The sequence below is a fragment of the Pseudoalteromonas sp. SR41-8 genome (genome assembly GCF_014163915.1).
Taxonomy (GTDB): domain Bacteria; phylum Pseudomonadota; class Gammaproteobacteria; order Enterobacterales; family Alteromonadaceae; genus Pseudoalteromonas; species Pseudoalteromonas rhizosphaerae.
This window is the reverse complement of sequence record NZ_JACJEE010000016.1, coordinates 39,202-60,530: the sequence shown is the minus strand read 5'-3', so window position 1 is coordinate 60,530 and position 21,329 is coordinate 39,202. Positions and strand designations below refer to the sequence as shown.

The following is a 21,329-nucleotide window of genomic DNA, read 5'->3' as shown; positions in this document are numbered from 1 at the left end:
GGCTATTCCTCAATATTACTTAGTACGACGACGTACTATAAATTTATCCGTACGCTTGTTCTTACGCGTCTTAGCACCTTTAGTCGGCTTACCCCATGGAGACACAGGATGACGACCACCAGATGTACGACCTTCACCACCACCGTGTGGGTGATCAACCGGGTTCATGGCAACACCACGAACTGTCGGACGAATACCACGCCAGCGATTTGCACCTGCTTTACCAAGTGAACGAAGCATATGCTCAGCATTGCCTACTTCACCTAGCGTCGCACGACAATCTGATTCAACTTTACGAACTTCGCCTGAACGAAGACGTAATGTTACATACTGACCATCACGAGCAAGGATTTGAACGTATGCACCAGCAGAACGTGCGATTTGAGCACCTTTACCTGGTTTTAATTCTACGTTGTGAACAGTCGAACCTACAGGCATATTGCGCATAGGTAATGCATTACCAGGCTTGATTGGTGCATCAACACCAGACTGGATTGCATCACCAGCTTTTAAGCCTTTTGGTGCGATAATGTAACGACGCTCACCGTCTGCATATAATACAAGTGCGATGTTTGCGCTACGATTTGGATCATATTCTAAACGCTCAACAGTGGCTGGAATGCCATCTTTAGTACGTTTAAAATCGATTAAACGGTAATGCTGCTTATGACCACCACCGATATGACGAACCGTAATACGACCATTGTTATTACGACCACCTGATTTAGAGTTTTTCTCTAATAGTGGTGCGTATGGCTTGCCCTTATGTAGATCTGGGTTTACCACTTTAACTAGGTGACGACGACCCGCAGAAGTTGGCTTACACTTTTGAAGTGCCATAATTCTAACTCCCCTTATTACTCGGCGCCGCCGACAAAGTCTAGTTCGCTGCCTTCTTTAAGAGTAACGTAAGCTTTTTTCCAGTCGCTACGACGACCGAAACGTGCGCCAGTACGTTTTGTTTTACCCTTAACATTAAGTGTGCGAACACCAGTTACTTCCACTTCAAAAAGCTTCTCTACAGCTGCTTTAACTTCAGCTTTAGTTGCGTCATTTACTACTTTGAAAACGATAGTGTTGTTTTCTTCAGCAGCAATAGTGCTTTTTTCAGAGATATGTGGAGCAAGGATCACTTTTAAAAGACGTTCTTCACGAATCATGCTAGCGTCTCCTCAAGTTGCTTAACAGCAGCTGCTGTAATAAGTACCTTATCGAAAGCGATTAAGCTTACAGGGTCGATACCAGCTACATCACGCGTGTCAACCTTGTACAGGTTACGTGCCGATAAAAATAGATTCTCATCTACTTCTTCAGTTACGATTAGAACATCTTTAAGCTCAAGTTCTTTAAGCTTAGCAACTAGTTCTTTAGTTTTTGGTGCTGCTAGAGCAAAACTTTCAACAACGATTAAACGCTCTTGACGAACTAATTCAGATAAAATGCTTTTGATCGCACCGCGGTACATTTTACGGTTTACTTTTTGGCTGTGGTCTTGTGGTTTAGCTGCGAAGCTAACGCCACCTGAACGCCAAATTGGACTACGGATTGTACCAGCACGTGCACGGCCAGTACCTTTTTGAGCCCATGGTTTTTTACCACCACCGCTTACTTCAGAACGTGTCTTCTGAGCACGAGTACCTTGACGAGCACCTGCTGCGTATGCAACAACTACTTGATGTACTAATGCTTCGTTAAACTCACGTCCAAAAGTAGCTTCAGAAACTTCAAGACCGCCAGAAGCGTCTTTAATTGCTAATTCCATCACTAAATCTCCAGGACTTATGCTTTAACAGCAGGTTTAACGATAACGTCACCGCCGATAGCGCCAGGTACTGCACCTTTAACTAAAAGCAAGTTACGCTCAGCGTCAACGCGTACTAGTTCTAAGTTTTGAGTCGTTACACGCTCAGCACCCATATGACCGGCCATTTTCTTACCTTTAAACACCTTACCAGGTGATTGGTTTTGACCGATTGAACCAGGAGCACGGTGAGATAGAGAGTTACCATGTGTAGCGTCTTGCATGCTGAAATTCCAGCGCTTAACACCACCTTGGAAACCTTTACCTTTAGAAGTACCGGTTACGTCAACTTTGTTGATTTCGTTGAATAATTCAACAGTAAGCTCAGCGCCTACTTCAAAATCGCCTTCACCACCATTTAGGCGGAATTCCCACAGACCGCGACCCGCTTCAACACCAGCTTTAGCGAAGTGACCCGCTGTTGCTTTGTTTACACGGCTTGCTTTTTTAGTGCCTGCGGTTACTTGAAGCGCGTTATAACCGTCTGTTGCGTCAGATTTGATCTGAGCAATGCGGTTAGGTGTCGCTTCAATAACTGTCACAGGGATAGATACACCATCTTCAGTGAAGATACGTGTCATACCCACTTTACGACCGACTAGACCTAATGCCATTTTCCTAAAACCTCTCTAATCTTTCGATTAACCCAGGCTGATTTGAACATCAACACCAGCAGCAAGATCTAAACGCATAAGTGCGTCAACAGTCTTGTCAGTTGGTTCTACGATGTCGATCAGACGTTTATGGGTGCGGATCTCGTACTGATCACGCGCATCTTTATTAACGTGCGGTGATGTAAGTACAGTAAAACGTTCAAAGCGTGTAGGTAGTGGAATTGGACCACGTACTTGTGCGCCAGTGCGTTTCGCAGTTTCCACGATTTCCGCCGTTGATTGGTCAATCAAACGGTGGTCAAAAGCTTTTAGGCGAATACGAATGCGTTGATTTGACATTCTTAAACCTCAATATAAAGAGCATTTAAAAGAGCATAAAAAAACGACCGAAACAATCTTAAAAACATAAGATGCCGGTTGTTGATTTATATCTACGTTGAGTTCCAAATCGGAACTCCTGTTTTATTAGCTTGAAATCCAAGCTTAATGTTCCTTCCAAGTTCCCGGGGGAATTTTGAAAGCCTGCGTATTATAGTGATATTGGTGATAAATGCAACAACTATTTCAAACTACCAGAATGAGGATTATTTATACTGTAAAAAAGGGTTGTCACTATGTCGTCATTACTGGGAATTTACTATAGTTAGGAAGCCATGCAATCGTACTTGGCACTAATGATAATGGTCAGTCCAGTTTTTAATTGTTATTATTCATCCTTATTTTGCTTTTATCTCTTAATCCTTAACCTTGGTGAGTTGATGCGTATTTTTAATTATTGCTTGAATTTTGTGTCTATGGTGATGAATCGCCTATTTGTGAAAAGCAAAGTACTGCCCGAGAACCCAATTGAACAATACGGTCTTAATCCCGCCTACCCTACTTTTTATATAGTTAAACTTAATGCTCGCTCAGATTTAGCGGCTCTTGACCGAGTTTGTAAAAAGTACAACCTGCCCAGACCAACTGAACAACAGCTGTTGGGTAATGCAGAGTTAGACCGCTTTATTGGCCTACAAAATCCACCACCACTGTTTGGCAGCCAAGCGAAGCCAACTGACGCGCTAAACCAGGGTAAACAAATAATTGCTCAACTATTTACCAGTGGCGAAAAAAACGTGCAAGTCATTCCGGTCACTATTTTATGGGGTCGTAATCCAGGTAAAGAAAAACCAGGTTTAGGTACGCTGGTTTCGCACTCACTTACACCTAGCTGGTTTCGTAAGTTTTTTGTATTACTGTTTTCAGGGCGTGATAACTTTATACGCTTTAGTCAACCGTTGGATTTATCGTTATTAGTAAATGAAAAAGCCGATGTTGATGAGTTACCTCATAAATTACTTCGCGTCGCTAGGGTGCATTTTCGTCGTCAAAAATTGGCGGCAACGGGCCCTAAAATGCCCTCACGCGAGCAACTATTTAATTCATTGTTAGCATCACCGACTATAAAAAAAGCAATTAACGATGAAGCAAAAAGCAAAAAAATCAGCCATGAGCAAGCACGGCAAAATGCGTTAAAGCTATTAGATGAGATTGCTGCTAACTACAGTGATGCCACCATACGTGTTGCAGATCGTGTATTAACCTGGCTATGGAACAAGCTCTATAACGGCATTGATATAAAATACACCGAACAAATCCATGATCTAACCAATAAAGGTCATGAAATTATTTATATGCCGTGTCATCGCAGCCACATGGATTACTTATTACTTACCTACTCGATTTATCATCTTGGTTTAGTACCACCACATATTGCTGCTGGTATTAACTTAAACTTCTTCCCAGCAGGCGGCATATTCCGCCGCAGTGGCGCATTTTTCATCCGCCGCTCATTTGCTGGCAACAAGCTTTACTCCGCTGTATTTAAAGAGTATTTAAGTCAGTTGTTTATCAAAGGTTACTCAGTTAAGTTTTATACTGAGGGCGGACGTAGCCGTACCGGGCGTTTACTACCACCAAAAACAGGTATGTTGGCGATGACACTACAAGCTATGTTACGTGGTATTGATCGCCCTATTTCGATTGTGCCGGTGTACATTGGTTATGAACACGTCATGGAAATAAATACTTATCTGAAAGAACTCGCAGGTGATGATAAAAAAGGCGAGTCGATTTTCGGTATTTTCAAAGCCATTAAAAATCTCAAAAACTATGGCCGCGGCTATTTGAATTTTGGCGATCCGATTTCGGTTAATCAATATTTAAATGAGCATCAACCTGATTGGCGTGAATCTATTCACCCAACTGATGTTCAAAAACCACAATGGCTTGGTCCGCAAGTGGCGACTTTAGCGGATAAAGTGATGGTTAATATTAATAGTGCCGCCGCGCTTAACGCAGTTAATTTACTGGCAATGATCTTACTGGTAAATGATAAGCAAGCATTGAGCAAGCCTAAATTGTTAGCACAACTAGACTTTTACTTACATTTACAACGTAGCGCTAGTTACAGTGAAAAAATCACCACCCCAGATGAAACTTCATCACAGTTACTCGAACATGCTTTAAAGTTGAATAAATTTGACGTTATAAGCGATGAGTTTGGCGAGATTATCGCGATTAACGATAAAGAGAAAATCCTCTTTAACTACTACCGTAATAATATTCTCCATGTGTTTGCCGTACCAAGCTTACTGGCACTGCATATATTTAAAAGCCATAAAACGACAGTATCGCAGTGCCAAAAATTGGTTAACTGTTTTTACCCGATGTTTGCTAAAGAATGGTTTTTACACGAACTTGATGAAAATTATATCACCCGCATACTGGCCAGCTTTGTAGATCAAGATTTAATAGAAATAGATGGTGATAACATAAAAATCACCAACAGTAATGATTGCTTAGCCAAGCTGGAAATTCTAGGTCGTGCGCTTAGCTTAACCCTGCAGCGCTACGCCATTGTGATTGGCTTTATTCAAACCAGTAAAGAAATTGAACGCGAAGAGCTTGAACGCGAAAGCCAAGTATTAGCGCAGCGCTTAGGTACCTTGCATGGTATTAAGACCCCTGAGTTTTTTGACAAAAAAGTATTGGTAGGCTTTATTAGCAACTTGCGCGAACAAAGTTTAATTAGCGAAACCGAGAATGGCTTACAGGGCAGTACTGAACTTTGTGAAGTGTATATTCACCTTAAAGCCTTGCTGCCAGCGCGAGTCTGGCAGTCAATTAGTGATATTGTGCAAGGACAATGTAAGCAAAAATAACTGCAAGCGGCATATTAACGCTGACGCATTACACCTTCTTGGATCGTTGAGGCAACTAAATTGCCTTGACGGTCAAAGAACTGACCACGCACCAACCCCCGCCCTGAGCTCGCACTTGGGCTATCAATGGTATATAAAATCCAATCATCCATTCGAAACGGACGATGAAACCACATCGCATGGTCAATTGTTGCTACTTGCATGTTTGGCTGCATAAACGAGACACCATGAGGCTGTAGAGCCGTTGGTAAAAACTCAAAGTCAGACGCATATGCCAATAAATAGTTATGAATACGTTGATCATCTGGCATCTCGCCATTGGCTTTGAACCAAATATGTTTAACCGGCTCCATTACCTCTGGCTTAAATGGGTTATGAAAGGTGACCGGACGCATTTCAATCGGCATTTCGCGAATAAACTTATTGCGGATCACCTCAGGTATATGAGATGCATGCTCTTGATAAAACTCCAGTGATGAGCGCAGCTCCTCAGGAGCTGGTACATCCGGCATTGTAGCTTGATGCGACAAGCCATCTTCAGCACCTTGAAATGATGCCGTCATATAAAAAATAGGTTTTCCATATTGAATAGCACTAACTCGGCGAGTACTAAAGCTCTTACCATCACGGATCGTTTCAACATCGTACACAATTGGCTTTGCAGCATCACCAGGGCGTAAAAAATAAGAATGCAGTGAATGAACAATACGGCCTTCCGGTAAGGTTTCTTTAGCTGCAGACAGTGCTTGGCCCATGACTTGACCACCAAATACCGCACGAAAACCCAAATCTTGGCTTTGCCCTCGATACAAGCCCTGCTCTATTTCTTCTAACGTTAATAACGACAATAAATCATCTAAAACTTGGCTCATAGTTGCTCCTCAATCCCATTTAGATTTTAATGATACTATAGACAAGTATGATGTAAATATTTCAAGGATCCTAGTTATGGCGTATTGGTTATTTAAAACTGAACCCGATGCATTTTCAATCGACGATTTAAAAAGCGCCCCTGCACAAACCACTGCATGGGAAGGTGTGCGCAACTACCAAGCCCGTAATTTTATGCGCGATGGCGTAAAGCTCGGCGATTTAGTAATGATTTACCATTCTAGCTGTAAACACGTCGGCGTTGCAGGTATCGCAATAGTGACTGCTGAAGCCTACCCAGATCCTTGCCAGTTTGATTTAAGCAGTGATTATTACGATCCTAAATCAACCAGTGATAAACCGAGATGGGTTGTGGTTGATGTGACCTATCAGCAGCATTTAAATAAATTAGTCAGCTTAAAAGCGATTAAAGAAAACGACGCCATCACCGAAATAGCTCTAAAAAAAGGCGGTCGATTATCGGTAATGCCAGTGACTAAAGCGGATTGGCAAGCAATTATAAAAATGGCAGAGTAACAACAATAGATTGTTGCTAATACATCACGTTTCCTTCTTTTTCCAAATTTGCTAAAATAGACGGCTTGTTTTAGTTAGGGGGTTAGATGAAATTACTGTATTGGTTAGATGAGTGGTTAACTCTACCTCAAGATGAACAGCAAACCAGATTACCTATCTCTGGAGGCGATTTACTTGGCGATGTTTTTGTTAAGTATCACTTTATTGATATAAATAAGCCTTTATTGTTCACCTTTTCTCCTGCCGGTACTAATTACCAAGAGCATGATCTCAATGATGATTTTAGCCCTTGGGGATTTCAACTCGCGCAAAAACAACATGTTAATGTTATTTCTTTTCAGCACTTAGGAATAAGTAATTGGTTTAGACACCGTAATTTACTGTTTTTCCTCGAGCAACTCGCTCCCTTGCTAACACCCTTTACCCAGCGATTAGGCTACGGCTTAAGCCGAGGTGGTTTTGCTGTGGGTGCATTTGCTAATTTACTAAAGCTAGATAAGGTACTGTTATTTCACCCTGTTAGCACCAAAAATAAAGCACTTGCTCCTTGGGATGACCGCTCAAGTACGGATATAGCGCAACAATTCGATTGGGAGCAAGATTACCACGATCTCGATTTAGGCAATGCTAAAGGCTATATAATTTACGACCCGACCAATCGTATTGACCGCGGCCATGCTAAGCGCTATTCGCAACTAACCCACTTACGCGTGTTTGGTATGGGTCACAGTACCCATGCCACCTACCTAAATAAATTTGGCTTTTATAAACAAGTGGCCGTCGACTTTATTAGCAATCAACAAGTCGATATTGCGCAATTTCGCCTACAAACCAAAACCCTGCGCTTTAAAGAAGACTATTATAGAAGGCTCAACAAGGCGAATGCTAAATCGGCACACCGCCAAGTATTATTAAGCAAAGCGCACAACATACTAATTGATGAAAAAGCAGCGCATGTGCAAGAGCATCAAGCAAAAATTGATATTCAACCATTGATTGATGTCGCGCTAAAGCACCAAGATGAACACCCTAAGGATGCCATTCAGCTGCTCGAAGTTGCTCAGCAACTTGCCCCTGATGATCCTTTAGTGGAGCACAAACTAAAACAGCTAAAATAAAAAACCGTGCTTGTTTAATCAAGCACGGTTGGCAAATTTATATGTAAACTGACAACTCAATTTTAGCCTTTCTTTTTCTTGGTAGTTTTCTTTTTGTGCCCGTGCTTGGGCACTATCGCAAAGTACATTATCAGTGCGAGCCATGAAAAGAAAATGATGCCGATTAACCAGCCATTTTTTTCGTGGCCTTGCGTACGTTTACTATTGAGCACAATCACTACTGGGAGTATATATGCGCTCAAAAGTAGAATTAAAAACGCCACTTCATTCATTACTTAGCAAGCCCCTGCCAATCAACTTCGCTGCTTAAAACACGATCAACCGCAATGTAATGTAAAATATCACCACTGTTAACCGGATAATCCAGTGGTGGATTTAAATCCATATTTTGCGCACTCAGGTTGTGAGCAACACCAAGTAAAATAGCATCATGGTCGTGTTTAAAATGATGAAATAATTTACCAAATTCCATTACCGCTAAATCAGCAGGAATAGCTAAACTAAACTGGGTATCACCATGCAAAGTAGATAATAATTCCTCTTGTACACGACTTGAGCCGGGGTCTTGCATTGAACGTACTAGAATTTCGGCTGACTTAGCCGTTGAACATTCCACGTTGTAACAATGTTCTAGTAGCATTTCGACTTTACTCTCATCGTTAAAGTGCGCACTAATATGGCAGTCATCTTTCACTAATTTACTAATGCGCAGGGCGGTCGTAAAAGTTTCGTCGTCGTCTTGCCCGTCAATAATAATTTTATCTGCCAGTTTAATTGCGACCCTTTCCAGCTCGCTTAAATCTGTAAAACTAGTTAAGCGCACAAAATCAACATGGGCATTAGCTAAAAACGGATGCTCCATTGACTCTGTGACCGCAAGCAAAATTCGTCGATCCAAACGCTTTTGGTCAGCGAGAATATAATCAATCATTTTTTTAGTACGAATTTGATGCCAGCCAAAAATAATAATGTGATTGTGAAAATGTGCAAAACTTTTATCACCCGTCATAGCGCGCCTAATTAAATAAGTAACTGTTTGCCCTGTTTTACCTAACAGGACACCAAATAAAGCTAAACCAAATGGAATTTGCAGTATCGCCACAATCCATCTACCCAGATCTGTAGTTGCACTAAAATCACCATATCCTACCGTTGAGGTAGTAACGATATAGTAATAAACAAAAGTGCTAATTGGCCTCAGTGCGGCTTCTTCAGCGAAGATTAACAACAACCAGATCAAGACCATATGTAATAATGTCGCAATAGCGACAGCTTGCCAACTAACCTGATCAATATGGTTTCTGACTAGTAAAAATAATCGTTTAAATATAAAAGGCATGCCCACACTTGGTTATTCAGCTATCAATTATCGATAAGTTACTGTAATGCTTAAATGAAGGCAATGGTTGAAATACTTTTGAGGATCAAGATTATTATCTAGACTGCTTTTTTAAAGTAGAACAGTGTAAGCTATACTTGAATTATTAATTATAAAGTCGAGCGTGTTATGTCAGGTGTATTAGCTTCTGTTGATCAACGAACTCAACTCGTTGGTGAAAATCGCTTAGAGTTATTATTGTTTTATTTGCACAGTCGCCACTTGTTTGCTCTTAATGTCTTTAAAGTTAAAGAAGTAGTGAAACTGCCGCATCTTAGTATCATTCCACATGCCCATCCTAAAATATCAGGCGTGGCCAATATTCGTGGTGAATCAATCCCTGTTATTGATTTACGCCAAGCGATTTGCATGTCTGCGGCTAAGAACACTGAAGATAGTAACTTAGTGATCACTGAATACAATCGCACAGTACAAGGGTTTCTAATTGGTAAGGTTGATCAAATCGTTAATATGACATGGTCAGATATAATGCCACCGCCTTCCTCTATCGGTAAAAATCATTATCTAACTGCGCTCACTAAAATTCAACGTGATGGCCAAGAGCAGTTAGTAGAGATCATTGATGTAGAAAAAGTACTAGCAGAAATTGTTGAGTACGAAGTACAAATTTCTGATGAGGTGCTTGATCAAAGTATCGTAAACGAATTTGTTGGCCGAAAAATACTCCATGCTGACGACTCACCTACAGCACGAAAACAAGTGAGCGATACATTAACGCAGTTGGGTATTGAGATTATCCCAGCCAGTAATGGTCTTGAAGCACTCAATATGCTTAAAGCCTGGGCTGATAAAGGCATGGACGTAGAAAAAGAGTTACTGATGGTGATCACCGATGCAGAAATGCCAGCAATGGATGGTTATCGCTTAACGCACGAGATCCGTAACGATAACCGCTTAAAAAATCTGCATGTGGTACTTAACACATCCCTCAGTGGCAGCTTTAACCAAGCCATGGTCGAGAAAGTGGGTTGCAATGCGTTTTTATCTAAATTTCAACCAGACTTACTCGTAGAAGAAGTACAAACACGTTTAAAAGCGGTCCTCGCACCACAGAAATAGCACTGTATCTAAGCGTGGCTTATGCCACGCTAGTGCTTGAATTAACGTTTGTTATAATGACGAAGAAATACGCGATTTAACACCACGACTACAACTCTATTTGCCAATTAAACACTTTCGTGATTAATTGGCAATATGTAGCAATAATCAAAACACACAATCATTATGCTAAATCATGTTGCCAAACCGTTCACTAAATTAGTGGAACGTTACCTACCCGATCCATTTATTTTTGTTATTTTACTCACACTACTTACCTTTATAATTGCGTGTGTAGTGACACCTTCAAACCCACAACAAGTGCTGAGCGCGTGGGGCAGTGGTTTTTGGAACTTACTGAGTTTTGCCATGCAGATGCTGTTGGTATTACTCACCGGATATATGCTGGCAAGTACACCGATGATGAGCCGACTGCTCACGCAATTAGCAAAACTTGCCAATACTGCGCCAAAAGCTATTTTATTAGTGACTTTTGTATCATTACTCGCCAGTTGGATTAACTGGGGATTTGGCTTAGTTATTGGCGCTTTATTTGCCAAAGCCATTGCCCGCCACATACTAGTTGATTATCGCTTACTGGTTGCCAGTGCGTATTCTGGCTTTATTGTTTGGCATGGTGGCTTGGCAGGCTCAATTCCTTTAACTATCGCAACGTCAGGGCATTTTTCACAGCAAAGCATTGGTGTGATAAACACCAGCGAAACACTTTTTTCAGGATTTAATATAGCCATAGTTATTGGCTTATTTATCATTATGCCACTGGTTAATCGTTATATGTTACCCAGCGCCAAAGACAGCATTTATGTTGATAAAACGCTATTAGCAGAACCGATACCTAAACCCAACAATGTTACTCGCCCTGCCGATAAAATTGAACACAGTAAGTTATTAGGACTAGGCATTGGAGTGCTTGGGCTAGTTTATTTAGCTAATTATTTTGTGTTTAGTGGCGGCTCACTTAATTTAAACAGTGTGATTGCACTGTTTTTATTTTCTGCGATTTTACTGCATCAAACGCCGTATAATTTACTTAATAGCCTGCAGCAAGCAGTCCCCAGCGGCGCAGGGATTATTATCCAGTTTCCATTTTATGCTGGGATCATGGCAATCATGGTACAAACAGGTTTGGCGCAGCAAATATCACAAGGATTTATCGCCATCGCCAGTGCACAATCACTGCCGTTTTGGAGCTTTTTAAGCGCGGGATTAGTCAATATATTTGTGCCATCTGGCGGTGGACAATGGGCGGTACAAGCACCGATAGTGATACCCGCAGCACAAGCTCTGGGTGCAGATATGCCACGCGTGGCTATGGCGGTAGCGTGGGGTGATGCGTGGACTAACCTGATTCAACCATTTTGGGCCTTGCCAGTGCTAGCAATTGCCGGCCTAAAAGCCAAAGACATTATGGGCTTTTGTTTAGTGCAGCTAATTATAACCGGCGTGTTTATATCCTTGGTGTTGAGTTTTTATCCGTAACGCTTGCTGCAAAAATATAGCGTGAGTAACACCTCACGCTATTTAAATTTGTTAACTCGACAATATCTTCATCGGCAGGCTTAAAATTGCATTTTCAGAGTCAGCAAAATGCATCATCACAGCCACATGGCCTGCAACTACTAAAGCGTACATCACGGCCGAAAAACCTTGCCCATATTTATCTAGTGGCAGTAAATGTGAATAGTGGCGGCCGCGCCATTCAAAGACTATTTCCAGTGCACCGATAAATAAGAAAAACACTAATAGCATTAAGCCAAAGGTGTAGCTTAGCCATAAGCCAAATAACACGCCTAAAATACAAATACTCAATCCAACCCATGAACGCATTGAGAAGCTAATACTTTTTAATACATGCCCGCCATCAAGCGGCAAGATAGGTAACAAGTTAAATAAATTCAATAATGCGCTGAGTACTGCGGCCCCGGCGAATATTTCCATCTCAGTGGCGTAATAAAGCACCACCCCCATTACGGAGGTGATCAAACCAAATGCGGGCCCCATTAAAGAAATCACCACATCTTGCCAGCGGGTGGTAATTTTATCGTCGCTCACCGCAAGACCACCGACGAACGGGATCAAGTAAATGCCTTTGGTTTTAATCCCAAAATATTGCATTGCTCTGACATGGCCGTATTCGTGGATCACTAAACAGGCAATCAGCATCAAGGCAAATTCAAAGGTGAACAGCCACGCATAACCAGCCACTGAGGCGCCAGCTAACGCCACTTTAACAACTTTGGCACTTTTAAAGATCTTAAAACCAAGCGCAAATAATCCAAGCAGCCCCTGCTTAGGTTTGGTTTTTTCAATTGGTGGCAAGGTGAGCTGTTGTACAAATTGATTATTAATATGAAGTGATAAACTTTGTTCAACTACAGCACTGGTGTCTAAGCCAATTACTTGATCGTCAAGTTTAAATTCAAAATAATTTTCGCGCGGATTATCAAACCCAATCGCTTGTTGTTGCTGAAAAATTTTTACAATTTGTTGCCCTGCGAGCACTAAACTAAATTGTTGATCAGCGAGGGTCAGCTGTATTTGCATGATGTCACTTTAAACCTTAAAAATTATATCGTTAGTATACCCATTTTTTTAACGAGATTATGGAATATATTTGCAACTATAAAGCTGACACCTTCGCTATTCTCGACTACTTTTAGTTAACAAGTAAATTTTATTTCAGGGAAGAAAATGACAAAATTAGCACGCAGCATTCTGGTCGTTGATGATTCAAAAGCTATTTTAGTAGTGATGCAGGCTATCTTAAATGAGCTTAATGTGCCCAATGTAACTACGTGCTTGAATGCTCAAGACGCTCTTAATAAAGTAAAAACGAATCTATATACTTTTGACGCCGTGTTTACTGACCTGAATATGCCAGACATGGATGGCATGGAGCTTATTCGCCACCTTGGCGATATCCAATATCCAGGCGCAATTGTCATTATTTCGGAAATGAATTCAAAAATCATTGATTTGGCGGCTGATTTAGCCCGAAAAAATAATGTACATTTAATTGGTAACATCGCCAAACCAGTGCAACTCAACCAAGTTTATACACTGCTACAAAAACTAGAGTATTTAGCTTGTCATACTGAAAAACCCACAGAACCAATTTCTGAAACGCAATTGCTGCATGCAATAAGTCATAATGAGATAACGCCGTTTTATCAACCAAAAGTAAACCGTAATAGTAATAAAGTTGAAAGCATAGAAGTATTAGCCAGAATAGTGACCGCGGAACAAGGCGCAGTACTTTTACCGGAGCGATTTATTTGTGTCGCTGAAGATCTAGATTTAATTAACCTAATCACATTTCAGTTGTTTGAAAAGGCAACAGGCGATTTCTCAGAAATAAAAACTCGTTTAGGCTACAAACTTAAACTGGCTTTTAATTTGTCTCCCTGCCAGCTAGAAGATTTAAGCTGCCCAGATAAGCTGGCTTTAATTTTACATCTTAATCAATTGACCCCAAGTGAAATTATTTTAGAGATCACAGAACAGCATGCTTTATCCAGTTCAGCACAGCTAGAAACTCTAAACCGTTTGCGAATGCGTGGTTTTGGTATTTCTCTTGATGATTTTGGCACTGGGTTTACCAATGTACAACAATTAAAAACACTGCCTTTTACTGAGGTGAAAATAGATCGTACCTTGATCAGTAATATTGAAAGTGATTTATTTTCTCAGGTCATTGTTAGTAGCTTAGTGAATATAGCTATTCAAGATGACTTAACAATTGTCGCTGAAGGCATTGAGCGCGTTGAGGAGCTTGAATACTTGGAGCGTTTTAAAGAGCACATTTTAATGCAGGGCTTTTTGATCAGTCGCCCAAAAGGCAAAACTGAATTTATTCGCTGGGCGCAATCATGGCTACATATGGTTTCATTAAATAGTCATAGCCGACGTTAATTTTTTCGTTTCGCCATGGTATTCTCAGCGCTTAACAATTTATTGCTACTTTCCAAGCGCTGACGCCACATTTGCTTAGCAACTGCTTGCATATTAGCTGATTGATCATGCTCGTCTACAATTTCAAAGCCCATTAACGCTTCAATCATATCTTCGAGCGTCACAATCCCCTGCACATCACCATATTCATCTACCACTAAGCAAATATGAGTGCGCTCAGCTAACAAAGTATGTAATAAAGTAGGTACATATAAAGTCTCTGGCACAGTATAAATAGGTTTTATCAACTTGCTGATTTTATAGTTCTCGCCCAATCGATGATACGCCAACATAATATCGTTTTTATGTACAAAACCGATAATATCATCACCATTTTTATCATATACCAACACTCGAGAAAACGACGCTGAACCATGCTCAGCTAAATACTGATTTACAGTTAAATCTTTATGCACTTTAAACAAGACGGTACGCGGGGTAAGTAATGAATCTAATTTAGCGTGGCGAAAATGCAATAAACTACGGATGATTTCAGACTCTTCCTGATGCAAAGCACCTGATTGCGACCCCATATCAGCCATAGCTTCAATTTCTTGACGAATATAATACTCTTCGTTGTAATTACGGCCCAATATACCGGTGAGTTTTTCAGCAAGCCACACAAAAGGCTTTAGTGCGATGACTAAATACTGTAATGCTTGGGTCACCATAGGTGCAAGCGTTCGCCAATGCTTTGCGCCCAGAGTTTTTGGAATAATTTCTGACAGCACCAATACTAACAATGTCATTATCGCCGAAGCAATTCCCACCGCCGCATCAGAAAAAACCACCGCGGCTTGTGCCCCTACACCGGCAGCACCTGCAGTATGGGCAACCGTATTTAAGGTTAAAATAGCAGCTAAAGGCTGATCTACATTGGTTTTTAATTGCTCAAAACGTTTGGCTAGCTTAGGCTTTTTTTTACGCAATACTGCGACATAGCTTGGCGTAATACTCAATAGTACGGCTTCCATAATCGAACATAAAAAAGAAATCGTAATCGCCGCAACCATGTAAACGATTAATAATGTCACTGTTACCCCTTAGCCAGTCAGTCAATTATACCCCCTTAGGTATACACCTTACCAAGTGTAGCCCCTAACCTCAAACCTTACGCTGCTGAGCAATGAAATCCATCGCAGAGCACTTTTTGGCACCACAACCACATGCTATATTAAATTAAATTCCCTACATCAGGCTCAATAATGAATTTTAGTTCACTATGGCGCGGTAAAGCACCTCGCCTAACAACCACACTCGCGGTGTTAACTTTAAGCACATTAAGTAGCGCTTTAGTCGCTGCACCATTAGATAAAGCAGATATTAAGTTTATTGGCCCAATTGCAGCCGACATGCAGCTAAAGCCATATCAAACTGAGCATCAAGATGCGATTATTAACGCACTATTACCTAGCATTCAACAACCAACAACAAGTATTACGGTATTTGGCGAAAAATTAAAGTGGCAAACCTTAGACAAAGTAAATGCGTTAACTCTTGGTGGTCTACAAGCATTAAAGTTTACCGCTCATGCAGAGCGCTTTAGCCAAGGCACATTGACACTTAAAGGTATCGAAAAAGCGCAGTTGTTTATCGATGGTGAAAAACAATCAGTCACAAAAGAAAGCTATGAACTGGCATTACCGCAAGGCGATCACCAAATAGTGATTATTGCTGAACAAGTTGCTAATTGGCACGATGTTGACGTTGATTTCAACCCTAAAGCAGCAATTGATAGATTAACTTTTAGCAATAAAGAGCAACACGGTTTATCTGCTAAACAACTGTTTGATGCCACAACGGTTAGTTCACTATCTTTAGCACCTGATGCCAAACACTATTTAGTGGCAAAACGTCATTATCAGGATAGCACTGGCAATCAAGCAAATGTGATCACAGAGCTAAAAAATGATGATAATCAAACAGTTTACCGTTTTGAGTCGGGTCAACCGAGTAACATTATTTGGAGCCCCGATAATAATTATTTAGTCTATCTATTAGATGGAAAGTTAAAGCAATTAAATCGAAAAACCCTTAATCTTAAAGTGATTGCCAGCAACCTAGAGGGCGCGGGTGACTTTGCATATTACGATAACAACAGCTTAATCTTCAGCTGGTCCAAATCACCAGCAGCTGATAACAGCCTAACTAAACACTACCAAGGTTTACAAGATCGTTGGTCATATGCCCGCACAACCTCACAAGCTTACTTATTAGATATAAGTACAGGCCTGAGTAAAACAATAAGCCAAGGACCACTTAGTCACAGTATTGAAGATTTTAATAGCAAACGTGGTACGGTATTACTGAGTCGTGGTGTGCAAGTAATGCAAGCGTCGACTCACCCCACCACTGAGTTAGTGGAATTGAATATTGCCAATGCGAGCAACACAGTTATTGGTCAGTTTGCTACGTTTAATCAAGCTAAATACACAGGTGATGACATTTATGTCACTGCGGGTCCTGATTTTAAAGATGGTTTAGGCAGAAACCTACCTGAGAATATGCTTGCTAACAACTATGATGGACAGCTTTACCTATTAACTGATCATGGTAAAAATGCAGCACCATTAAGTCGTGAATTTGATCCTGCCATTGGTCAACTTGAAGTGCTCGCTAATGGCGATGCCCTCGTTAAAGTCACTGAGCAAGATACGATTGCTTTGTACCTGTACGATAAAAGCAAACAACGCTTTAGCAAACTCAAAACAGGTTTTGATGTAGTTGAACAATTCAGTTTTTCACACAACCGCAGCCCAGCTATTTTAGTTAGCGGCTCTAATGCATCATCTCCACAGCAATTAAAACAGTTAAGTATTAATAAAAACACCGCAACCACATTGTGGGATTCTAAACCACAAGCGTATGCAAATACCGATATAGCCAGCTTAGATGAATTTAACTTCATCAATACCGCAGGTGTTGAAATTAAAGGTCGTGTTTACTTTCCAAGCAATCTTGATAAGAACAAACACTACCCAGCATTAGTATATTACTATGGCGGTACATCACCGGTTACTCGTGGTTTTACTGGGCGTTATCCTTTCAATTTATGGGCAGAGCATGGCTATGTGGTTTATGTAGTGCAACCGACCGGTGCAACTGGATTTGGCCAACAGTTCTCTGCTAAGCATGTGAATGCGTGGGGTCAATATACTGCTGACGATATTATGCAAGGTACCCAAGCACTATTAAAACAGTATCCATTTATTGATAAAAATCGTTTAGGTAATTTAGGCGCATCATACGGTGGCTTTATGACTATGTTACTGACCACTAAAACAGACATGTTTAGTGCCTCAATCGCACACGCGGGGATTTCTAATATTACCTCGTATTGGGGTCACGGTTGGTGGGGCTATTTATATTCTGGCGAAGCCTCTAAAAACAGCTATCCTTGGAATAATAGTGAACTATACAGCCAACATAGTCCGGTTTTCCATGCAGACAAAGTAACCACACCGCTACTGCTATTACATGGTGATGCTGATACCAATGTACCTGTAGGCGAAAGTCACACTATGTATACTGCGCTGAAACTACTAGGCAAAGATGTTGACCTTATTGAATATAAAGGGGCGGACCATCAAATTTTTGCTCGCGATCAACGCTTTGATTGGTGGGATACTATGCTTGCCTACTTCGATAAGCATTTAAAAGAGCAACCACAGTGGTGGCAGTACTTATACCCTGAAAAGTAGCTTTTATTCTGTTCAACAGGTAAACCTAGTATGTTTACCTGTTGATAATAATTAAATAATCACCTAAATAGTGCATAAATACTAAAAATCGCCCTTCTCACCTTTTACGAATGAGTGATAACATAGAGGCATCATTAAAGGTAATTAAGATACTATGACTATTCATGTTTTATTGGTTGAAGATGACGAACTATTAGTAAAACGTATATTCAATCATTTTGCAGAGACTGAATTTTGCATTGAAAATGATGCGACTGGCGCTGATGCCTTAGCAATAGTGCAATCTCGCGCTAATAATCATGATGCCATATCATTAGCAATTATTGACATAGTATTACCTAAACGTGATGGCTTACATTTAGCAAAAGAACTCAACACCCTCACAGACATTGGTGTGATCATGCTTTCAAGCAGAGATTCTCAAGCCGATCGTATTGCCGGACTTGCCCAAGGCGCTGATGACTATATTTGTAAACCAGTTGATTTATTAGAGCTTGAACTACGTATAAGAGCACTTTATAAGCGCTTGAAAAGCAATAATAACAGTAGCGATGAAAGCGAAGAATTCATTGAATATGCTGACTTCAAACTGCATCCAGACAACCGTACTTTAATCACTGCTAATGGCATTGAATCTAGGCTCACTGAAGCGGAACATAAAGTGTTAATTTGTTTGATCTCAAACGCAGGAAAAGCCACGTCTCGTGAAAAAATATCAGAAGAAATTGGCCAGCCAGATTGGAGTCCAAATGACAGAACTGTTGATGTTTTAATTGGCCGCTTACGTAAAAAACTGAGCGATGAAAAAGACCAAAAACGCATCGTTACGGTACGCGGTAAAGGCTACATGCTGTCAATTTAATGCAATCTAACCACTAATACTGGGTTAATTGTGATAACAAACGTTCAAATGCACGATAATTGAGTGCCTCTTTTAGTTCATCTAAACTAATATTATCTTGCCCTTTTAGATCACTAATTGTTCGCGCTACTTTGATCACTCGATGATAAGAGCGTGGCGATAATGATAGCTTTTCACTGGCTTTAGCTAAAAACTGTAACTCCGGCGCTGCAAGCGCGCAATGCACACTCATTTCTTTATTATTAAGTCGCGCATTGACTTTACCTTGGCGACGCAATTGCAGATTATATGCCGACTCGACCCGCGTGCGCACAGTCGCACTACTTTGTTCTTCTTGAGTGCTTTGCAATTGCGCGCTATTTAAACGTGGTAGCTCTATTTGTAAATCAATACGGTCAATAAATGGTCCTGACACTCGCGATAAATAACGCATAACTTGATCCGGAGTTGCGCGCTTATCATTATGACAACCCGTAGGACTTGGATTAAGAGCCGCAATTAATTGAAACTGTGCAGGAAACTCCATTTGCCTTGCCGCTCTTGAAATCGTTACTGTGCCTGTCTCCATAGGCTCGCGTAATGAGTCAAGCACCTTACGTTCAAACTCTGGTAGTTCGTCAAGAAATAATACGCCATTATGTGCCAGTGAAATCTCCCCTGGTTTTGGGTTTGAAGAGCCTCCTACTAGCGCCACAGCGGAGCATGTGTGATGAGGATTACGAAATGGTCGCTTGCGCCAATTAGTTAGATCGACACTTTGGCCAATAATTGAATACAACGCTGCGGTGGAAAGTGCCTCATCATCGGACATGCCCGGCATAATAGTCGGCATACGTTGCGCGAGCATTGACTTCCCCGTACCAGGTGGCCCCAAAAAAAGTAAATTATGGCCACCCGCCGCAGCGATTTCTAACACTCTTTTCGCGCCCGGCTGGCCTTTTACATCACTTAAATCAATTAAGAATTCAACACCGCTATGTTGCTGTTCTGGGTAGCTAATATTAAGAGGTAAAGGCTGCTGATTGAGTAAATCACTCCATACTTCTTGGATAGAAGAGACCGCTTTGCGCTCAACGCCATTTACTAAACTCGCTAAACTGTCATTTACTAAAGGTAAAAAACAACAACGCCCTTGTGCTTTAGCTGCTAAAACTGATGGGAGTATTGCATTCACGCCACGCACTTCGCCATTCAGTGCCAGCTCACCATAAAATTCATAGCGTTCAATATCAGTGCAAACAATTTGCTCTGAAGCGATGAGAATACCAACCGCAATCGCTAAATCGAAACGCCCTCCCTCTTTGGGTAAATCAGCAGGTGCTAAATTGACTGTAATGCGTTGGTCTGGAAAACCAAATTTAGAGTTTTCTAATGCGCTGCGTACACGATCTTTGGCTTCTTTTACTGAGGCTTCGGGCAAACCTACAATATGAAATGCTGGTAAACCATTACCTAGATGCACCTCAACGATCACTTCAGGTGCTTGAATACCCACTTGGGCACGAGAATAAATTCGAGCTAATGACATCCTTTGTCCCTGTAACGTTCTGTTCTTTACAGTCTAGTCAGGATATTTAAAAATATGTAGTGTTAGTTGCCATTTCATTGCTGCAAGGCGTAACAGCAAGGTGGTTAACATCGCTAACACCATCGCTATCTCTGTCTCAATGTTCAATACAATTGCTTGGGTATAAACAATACCACCAGCAATACAAGTAATTGCATATAGCTCACCTTTTAATAGCATAGGAATATTGCCTGCCAACACATCTCGCGTTACCCCGCCAAAGCAACCGGTGATCACCCCCATAATAATTGCGGTTGTAGCTGGCATCCCCGCGAGCAATGCTTTTTGCGCCCCCATTACAGCAAAGAACGCTAAACCAAACGCATCTGCAACTTGTAAATGATATAAAGGAATTGATTTTTGCTTATTGATCAATCGCGTGGTAACAAAGACAGATGCAAATATCGCGATAAAATAACTTTGGTCGTGTAACCAAAATACCGGAACATCTAAAATCAAATCTCGAATTGTGCCACCACCTATCGCGGTGACCGTCGCCAGTACCACGACTCCAAAGCCATCCATTTTTTTATCATAGGCAATTAAAGTGCCTGACATGGCAAATACGGCGATGCCAATTAAATCAAACCAATGATAAAGTTCAGTCATATATCCAAGCCATCCCAAGATGCGAATCGAAGTTAAAA

The 21,329-nt window shown here is 41.1% G+C and carries 20 protein-coding genes; 8 read left to right on the top strand and 12 right to left on the bottom strand.

What is annotated here, in order from left to right:
• Positions 1–15: 15 nt before the first annotated feature.
• Genes rplB through rpsJ form a run of 5 tightly spaced genes read right to left on the bottom strand, consistent with a single transcriptional unit; the run spans position 16 to position 2,754 of the window.
• The gene (rplB, locus tag H5162_RS12415; RefSeq protein ID WP_007376192.1) at positions 16–840 is read right to left on the bottom strand and encodes a 50S ribosomal protein L2; all 825 of its coding nucleotides are present in this window, start codon (positions 838–840) and stop codon (positions 16–18) included.
• Positions 841–857: 17 nt separating this feature from the next.
• The gene (gene rplW, locus H5162_RS12410) at positions 858–1,160 is read right to left on the bottom strand and encodes a 50S ribosomal protein L23 (RefSeq protein WP_054206127.1); all 303 of its coding nucleotides are present in this window, start codon (positions 1,158–1,160) and stop codon (positions 858–860) included.
• Positions 1,157–1,762, bottom strand: coding sequence for a 50S ribosomal protein L4 (gene rplD / locus H5162_RS12405; protein WP_054206126.1), 606 nt, complete (start codon positions 1,760–1,762; stop codon positions 1,157–1,159). Before rplD ends, rplW begins: the two co-directional genes overlap by 4 nt.
• Before the next feature lie 17 nt (positions 1,763–1,779).
• Positions 1,780–2,415: a 50S ribosomal protein L3 gene (gene rplC, locus H5162_RS12400; protein WP_054206125.1), complete on the bottom strand. Its 636-nt coding sequence runs from the start codon at positions 2,413–2,415 to the stop codon at positions 1,780–1,782.
• A 27-nt stretch (positions 2,416–2,442) separates the two neighbouring features.
• Positions 2,443–2,754 (bottom strand): 30S ribosomal protein S10, encoded by a 312-nt coding sequence (rpsJ, locus tag H5162_RS12395; protein ID WP_002957900.1) that lies wholly within the window; start codon positions 2,752–2,754, stop codon positions 2,443–2,445.
• A 419-nt stretch (positions 2,755–3,173) separates the two neighbouring features.
• On the opposite strand from rpsJ, the gene plsB reads away from it, so the two are divergent.
• Positions 3,174–5,618, top strand: coding sequence for a glycerol-3-phosphate 1-O-acyltransferase PlsB (plsB, locus tag H5162_RS12390; RefSeq protein ID WP_182731740.1), 2,445 nt, complete (start codon positions 3,174–3,176; stop codon positions 5,616–5,618).
• Between the two features lie 14 nt (positions 5,619–5,632).
• On the opposite strand, the gene tesB is transcribed toward plsB, so the two are convergent.
• Entirely contained in the window at positions 5,633–6,490 is an 858-nt protein-coding gene (gene tesB / locus H5162_RS12385; RefSeq protein ID WP_145237887.1) for an acyl-CoA thioesterase II, read from the bottom strand.
• A gap of 76 nt (positions 6,491–6,566) precedes the next feature.
• Between tesB and H5162_RS12380 the strand changes: the two genes are divergently transcribed.
• Entirely contained in the window at positions 6,567–7,025 is a 459-nt protein-coding gene (locus H5162_RS12380; RefSeq protein WP_149980445.1) for an EVE domain-containing protein, read from the top strand.
• Positions 7,026–7,111: 86 nt separating this feature from the next.
• Positions 7,112–8,143: a cytosolic protein gene (locus H5162_RS12375; protein WP_182760128.1), complete on the top strand. Its 1,032-nt coding sequence runs from the start codon at positions 7,112–7,114 to the stop codon at positions 8,141–8,143.
• A gap of 62 nt (positions 8,144–8,205) precedes the next feature.
• On the opposite strand, the gene H5162_RS21395 is transcribed toward H5162_RS12375, so the two are convergent.
• Positions 8,206–8,415 (bottom strand): PLDc N-terminal domain-containing protein, encoded by a 210-nt coding sequence (locus tag H5162_RS21395; protein ID WP_145237876.1) that lies wholly within the window; start codon positions 8,413–8,415, stop codon positions 8,206–8,208.
• Positions 8,415–9,482 (bottom strand): potassium channel family protein, encoded by a 1,068-nt coding sequence (locus H5162_RS12370; protein ID WP_145237873.1) that lies wholly within the window; start codon positions 9,480–9,482, stop codon positions 8,415–8,417. The genes H5162_RS21395 and H5162_RS12370 overlap by 1 nt, the downstream gene beginning before the upstream one ends.
• 168 nt (positions 9,483–9,650) lie before the next feature.
• On the opposite strand from H5162_RS12370, the gene H5162_RS12365 reads away from it, so the two are divergent.
• Both H5162_RS12365 and H5162_RS12360 read left to right on the top strand, forming a co-directional pair.
• Entirely contained in the window at positions 9,651–10,601 is a 951-nt protein-coding gene (locus H5162_RS12365; protein ID WP_145237870.1) for a chemotaxis protein CheV, read from the top strand.
• Positions 10,602–10,766: 165 nt separating this feature from the next.
• Positions 10,767–12,080 carry a short-chain fatty acid transporter gene (locus H5162_RS12360; protein WP_182735459.1) on the top strand — a complete coding sequence of 438 codons (1,314 nt, stop codon included), beginning with the start codon at positions 10,767–10,769 and terminating at the stop codon, positions 12,078–12,080.
• 51 nt (positions 12,081–12,131) lie between these two features.
• On the opposite strand, the gene H5162_RS12355 is transcribed toward H5162_RS12360, so the two are convergent.
• On the bottom strand, positions 12,132–13,148 hold the full coding sequence (locus H5162_RS12355) for a site-2 protease family protein (RefSeq protein ID WP_182778673.1): 1,017 nt from the start codon (positions 13,146–13,148) through the stop codon (positions 12,132–12,134).
• Positions 13,149–13,292: 144 nt separating this feature from the next.
• On the opposite strand from H5162_RS12355, the gene H5162_RS12350 reads away from it, so the two are divergent.
• Complete coding sequence (locus H5162_RS12350; protein WP_145237856.1) at positions 13,293–14,513, top strand: EAL domain-containing protein; 1,221 nt, start codon at positions 13,293–13,295, stop codon at positions 14,511–14,513.
• Here H5162_RS12350 and H5162_RS12345 read toward each other — a convergent pair.
• Complete coding sequence (locus H5162_RS12345) at positions 14,510–15,586, bottom strand: CNNM domain-containing protein (RefSeq protein WP_145237853.1); 1,077 nt, start codon at positions 15,584–15,586, stop codon at positions 14,510–14,512. The two genes, H5162_RS12350 and H5162_RS12345, sit on opposite strands and share 4 nt — an antisense overlap.
• A 171-nt stretch (positions 15,587–15,757) precedes the next feature.
• Between H5162_RS12345 and H5162_RS12340 the strand changes: the two genes are divergently transcribed.
• On the top strand, positions 15,758–18,253 hold the full coding sequence (locus H5162_RS12340) for a S9 family peptidase (protein WP_182778657.1): 2,496 nt from the start codon (positions 15,758–15,760) through the stop codon (positions 18,251–18,253).
• A gap of 154 nt (positions 18,254–18,407) precedes the next feature.
• A complete protein-coding gene (locus H5162_RS12335; RefSeq protein ID WP_182731734.1) occupies positions 18,408–19,115 on the top strand; it encodes a response regulator transcription factor in 708 nt (235 codons plus the stop codon).
• 13 nt (positions 19,116–19,128) lie between these two features.
• Here H5162_RS12335 and H5162_RS12330 read toward each other — a convergent pair whose 3' ends face one another.
• Complete coding sequence (locus H5162_RS12330; RefSeq protein ID WP_145237843.1) at positions 19,129–20,643, bottom strand: YifB family Mg chelatase-like AAA ATPase; 1,515 nt, start codon at positions 20,641–20,643, stop codon at positions 19,129–19,131.
• A gap of 33 nt (positions 20,644–20,676) precedes the next feature.
• Positions 20,677–21,291, bottom strand: a complete 615-nt coding sequence (locus tag H5162_RS12325; RefSeq protein ID WP_145237840.1) for a trimeric intracellular cation channel family protein — start codon at positions 21,289–21,291, stop codon at positions 20,677–20,679.
• Between the last annotated feature and the right edge of the window lie 38 nt (positions 21,292–21,329).

What these genes read in the sequence shown, in the direction of transcription:
- rplB (WP_007376192.1), bottom strand. Translation starts at nt 840, where the DNA reads ATGGCACTTCAAAAGTGTAAGCCAACTTCTGCGGGTCGTCGTCACCTA.
- rplW (WP_054206127.1), bottom strand. Translation starts at nt 1,160, where the DNA reads ATGATTCGTGAAGAACGTCTTTTAAAAGTGATCCTTGCTCCACATATC.
- rplD (WP_054206126.1), bottom strand. Translation starts at nt 1,762, where the DNA reads ATGGAATTAGCAATTAAAGACGCTTCTGGCGGTCTTGAAGTTTCTGAA.
- rplC (WP_054206125.1), bottom strand. Translation starts at nt 2,415, where the DNA reads ATGGCATTAGGTCTAGTCGGTCGTAAAGTGGGTATGACACGTATCTTC.
- rpsJ (WP_002957900.1), bottom strand. Translation starts at nt 2,754, where the DNA reads ATGTCAAATCAACGCATTCGTATTCGCCTAAAAGCTTTTGACCACCGT.
- plsB (WP_182731740.1), top strand. Translation starts at nt 3,174, where the DNA reads ATGCGTATTTTTAATTATTGCTTGAATTTTGTGTCTATGGTGATGAAT.
- tesB (WP_145237887.1), bottom strand. Translation starts at nt 6,490, where the DNA reads ATGAGCCAAGTTTTAGATGATTTATTGTCGTTATTAACGTTAGAAGAA.
- H5162_RS12380 (WP_149980445.1), top strand. Translation starts at nt 6,567, where the DNA reads ATGGCGTATTGGTTATTTAAAACTGAACCCGATGCATTTTCAATCGAC.
- H5162_RS12375 (WP_182760128.1), top strand. Translation starts at nt 7,112, where the DNA reads ATGAAATTACTGTATTGGTTAGATGAGTGGTTAACTCTACCTCAAGAT.
- H5162_RS21395 (WP_145237876.1), bottom strand. Translation starts at nt 8,415, where the DNA reads ATGAATGAAGTGGCGTTTTTAATTCTACTTTTGAGCGCATATATACTC.
- H5162_RS12370 (WP_145237873.1), bottom strand. Translation starts at nt 9,482, where the DNA reads ATGCCTTTTATATTTAAACGATTATTTTTACTAGTCAGAAACCATATT.
- H5162_RS12365 (WP_145237870.1), top strand. Translation starts at nt 9,651, where the DNA reads ATGTCAGGTGTATTAGCTTCTGTTGATCAACGAACTCAACTCGTTGGT.
- H5162_RS12360 (WP_182735459.1), top strand. Translation starts at nt 10,767, where the DNA reads ATGCTAAATCATGTTGCCAAACCGTTCACTAAATTAGTGGAACGTTAC.
- H5162_RS12350 (WP_145237856.1), top strand. Translation starts at nt 13,293, where the DNA reads ATGACAAAATTAGCACGCAGCATTCTGGTCGTTGATGATTCAAAAGCT.
- H5162_RS12340 (WP_182778657.1), top strand. Translation starts at nt 15,758, where the DNA reads ATGAATTTTAGTTCACTATGGCGCGGTAAAGCACCTCGCCTAACAACC.
- H5162_RS12335 (WP_182731734.1), top strand. Translation starts at nt 18,408, where the DNA reads ATGACTATTCATGTTTTATTGGTTGAAGATGACGAACTATTAGTAAAA.
- H5162_RS12330 (WP_145237843.1), bottom strand. Translation starts at nt 20,643, where the DNA reads ATGTCATTAGCTCGAATTTATTCTCGTGCCCAAGTGGGTATTCAAGCA.
- H5162_RS12325 (WP_145237840.1), bottom strand. Translation starts at nt 21,291, where the DNA reads ATGACTGAACTTTATCATTGGTTTGATTTAATTGGCATCGCCGTATTT.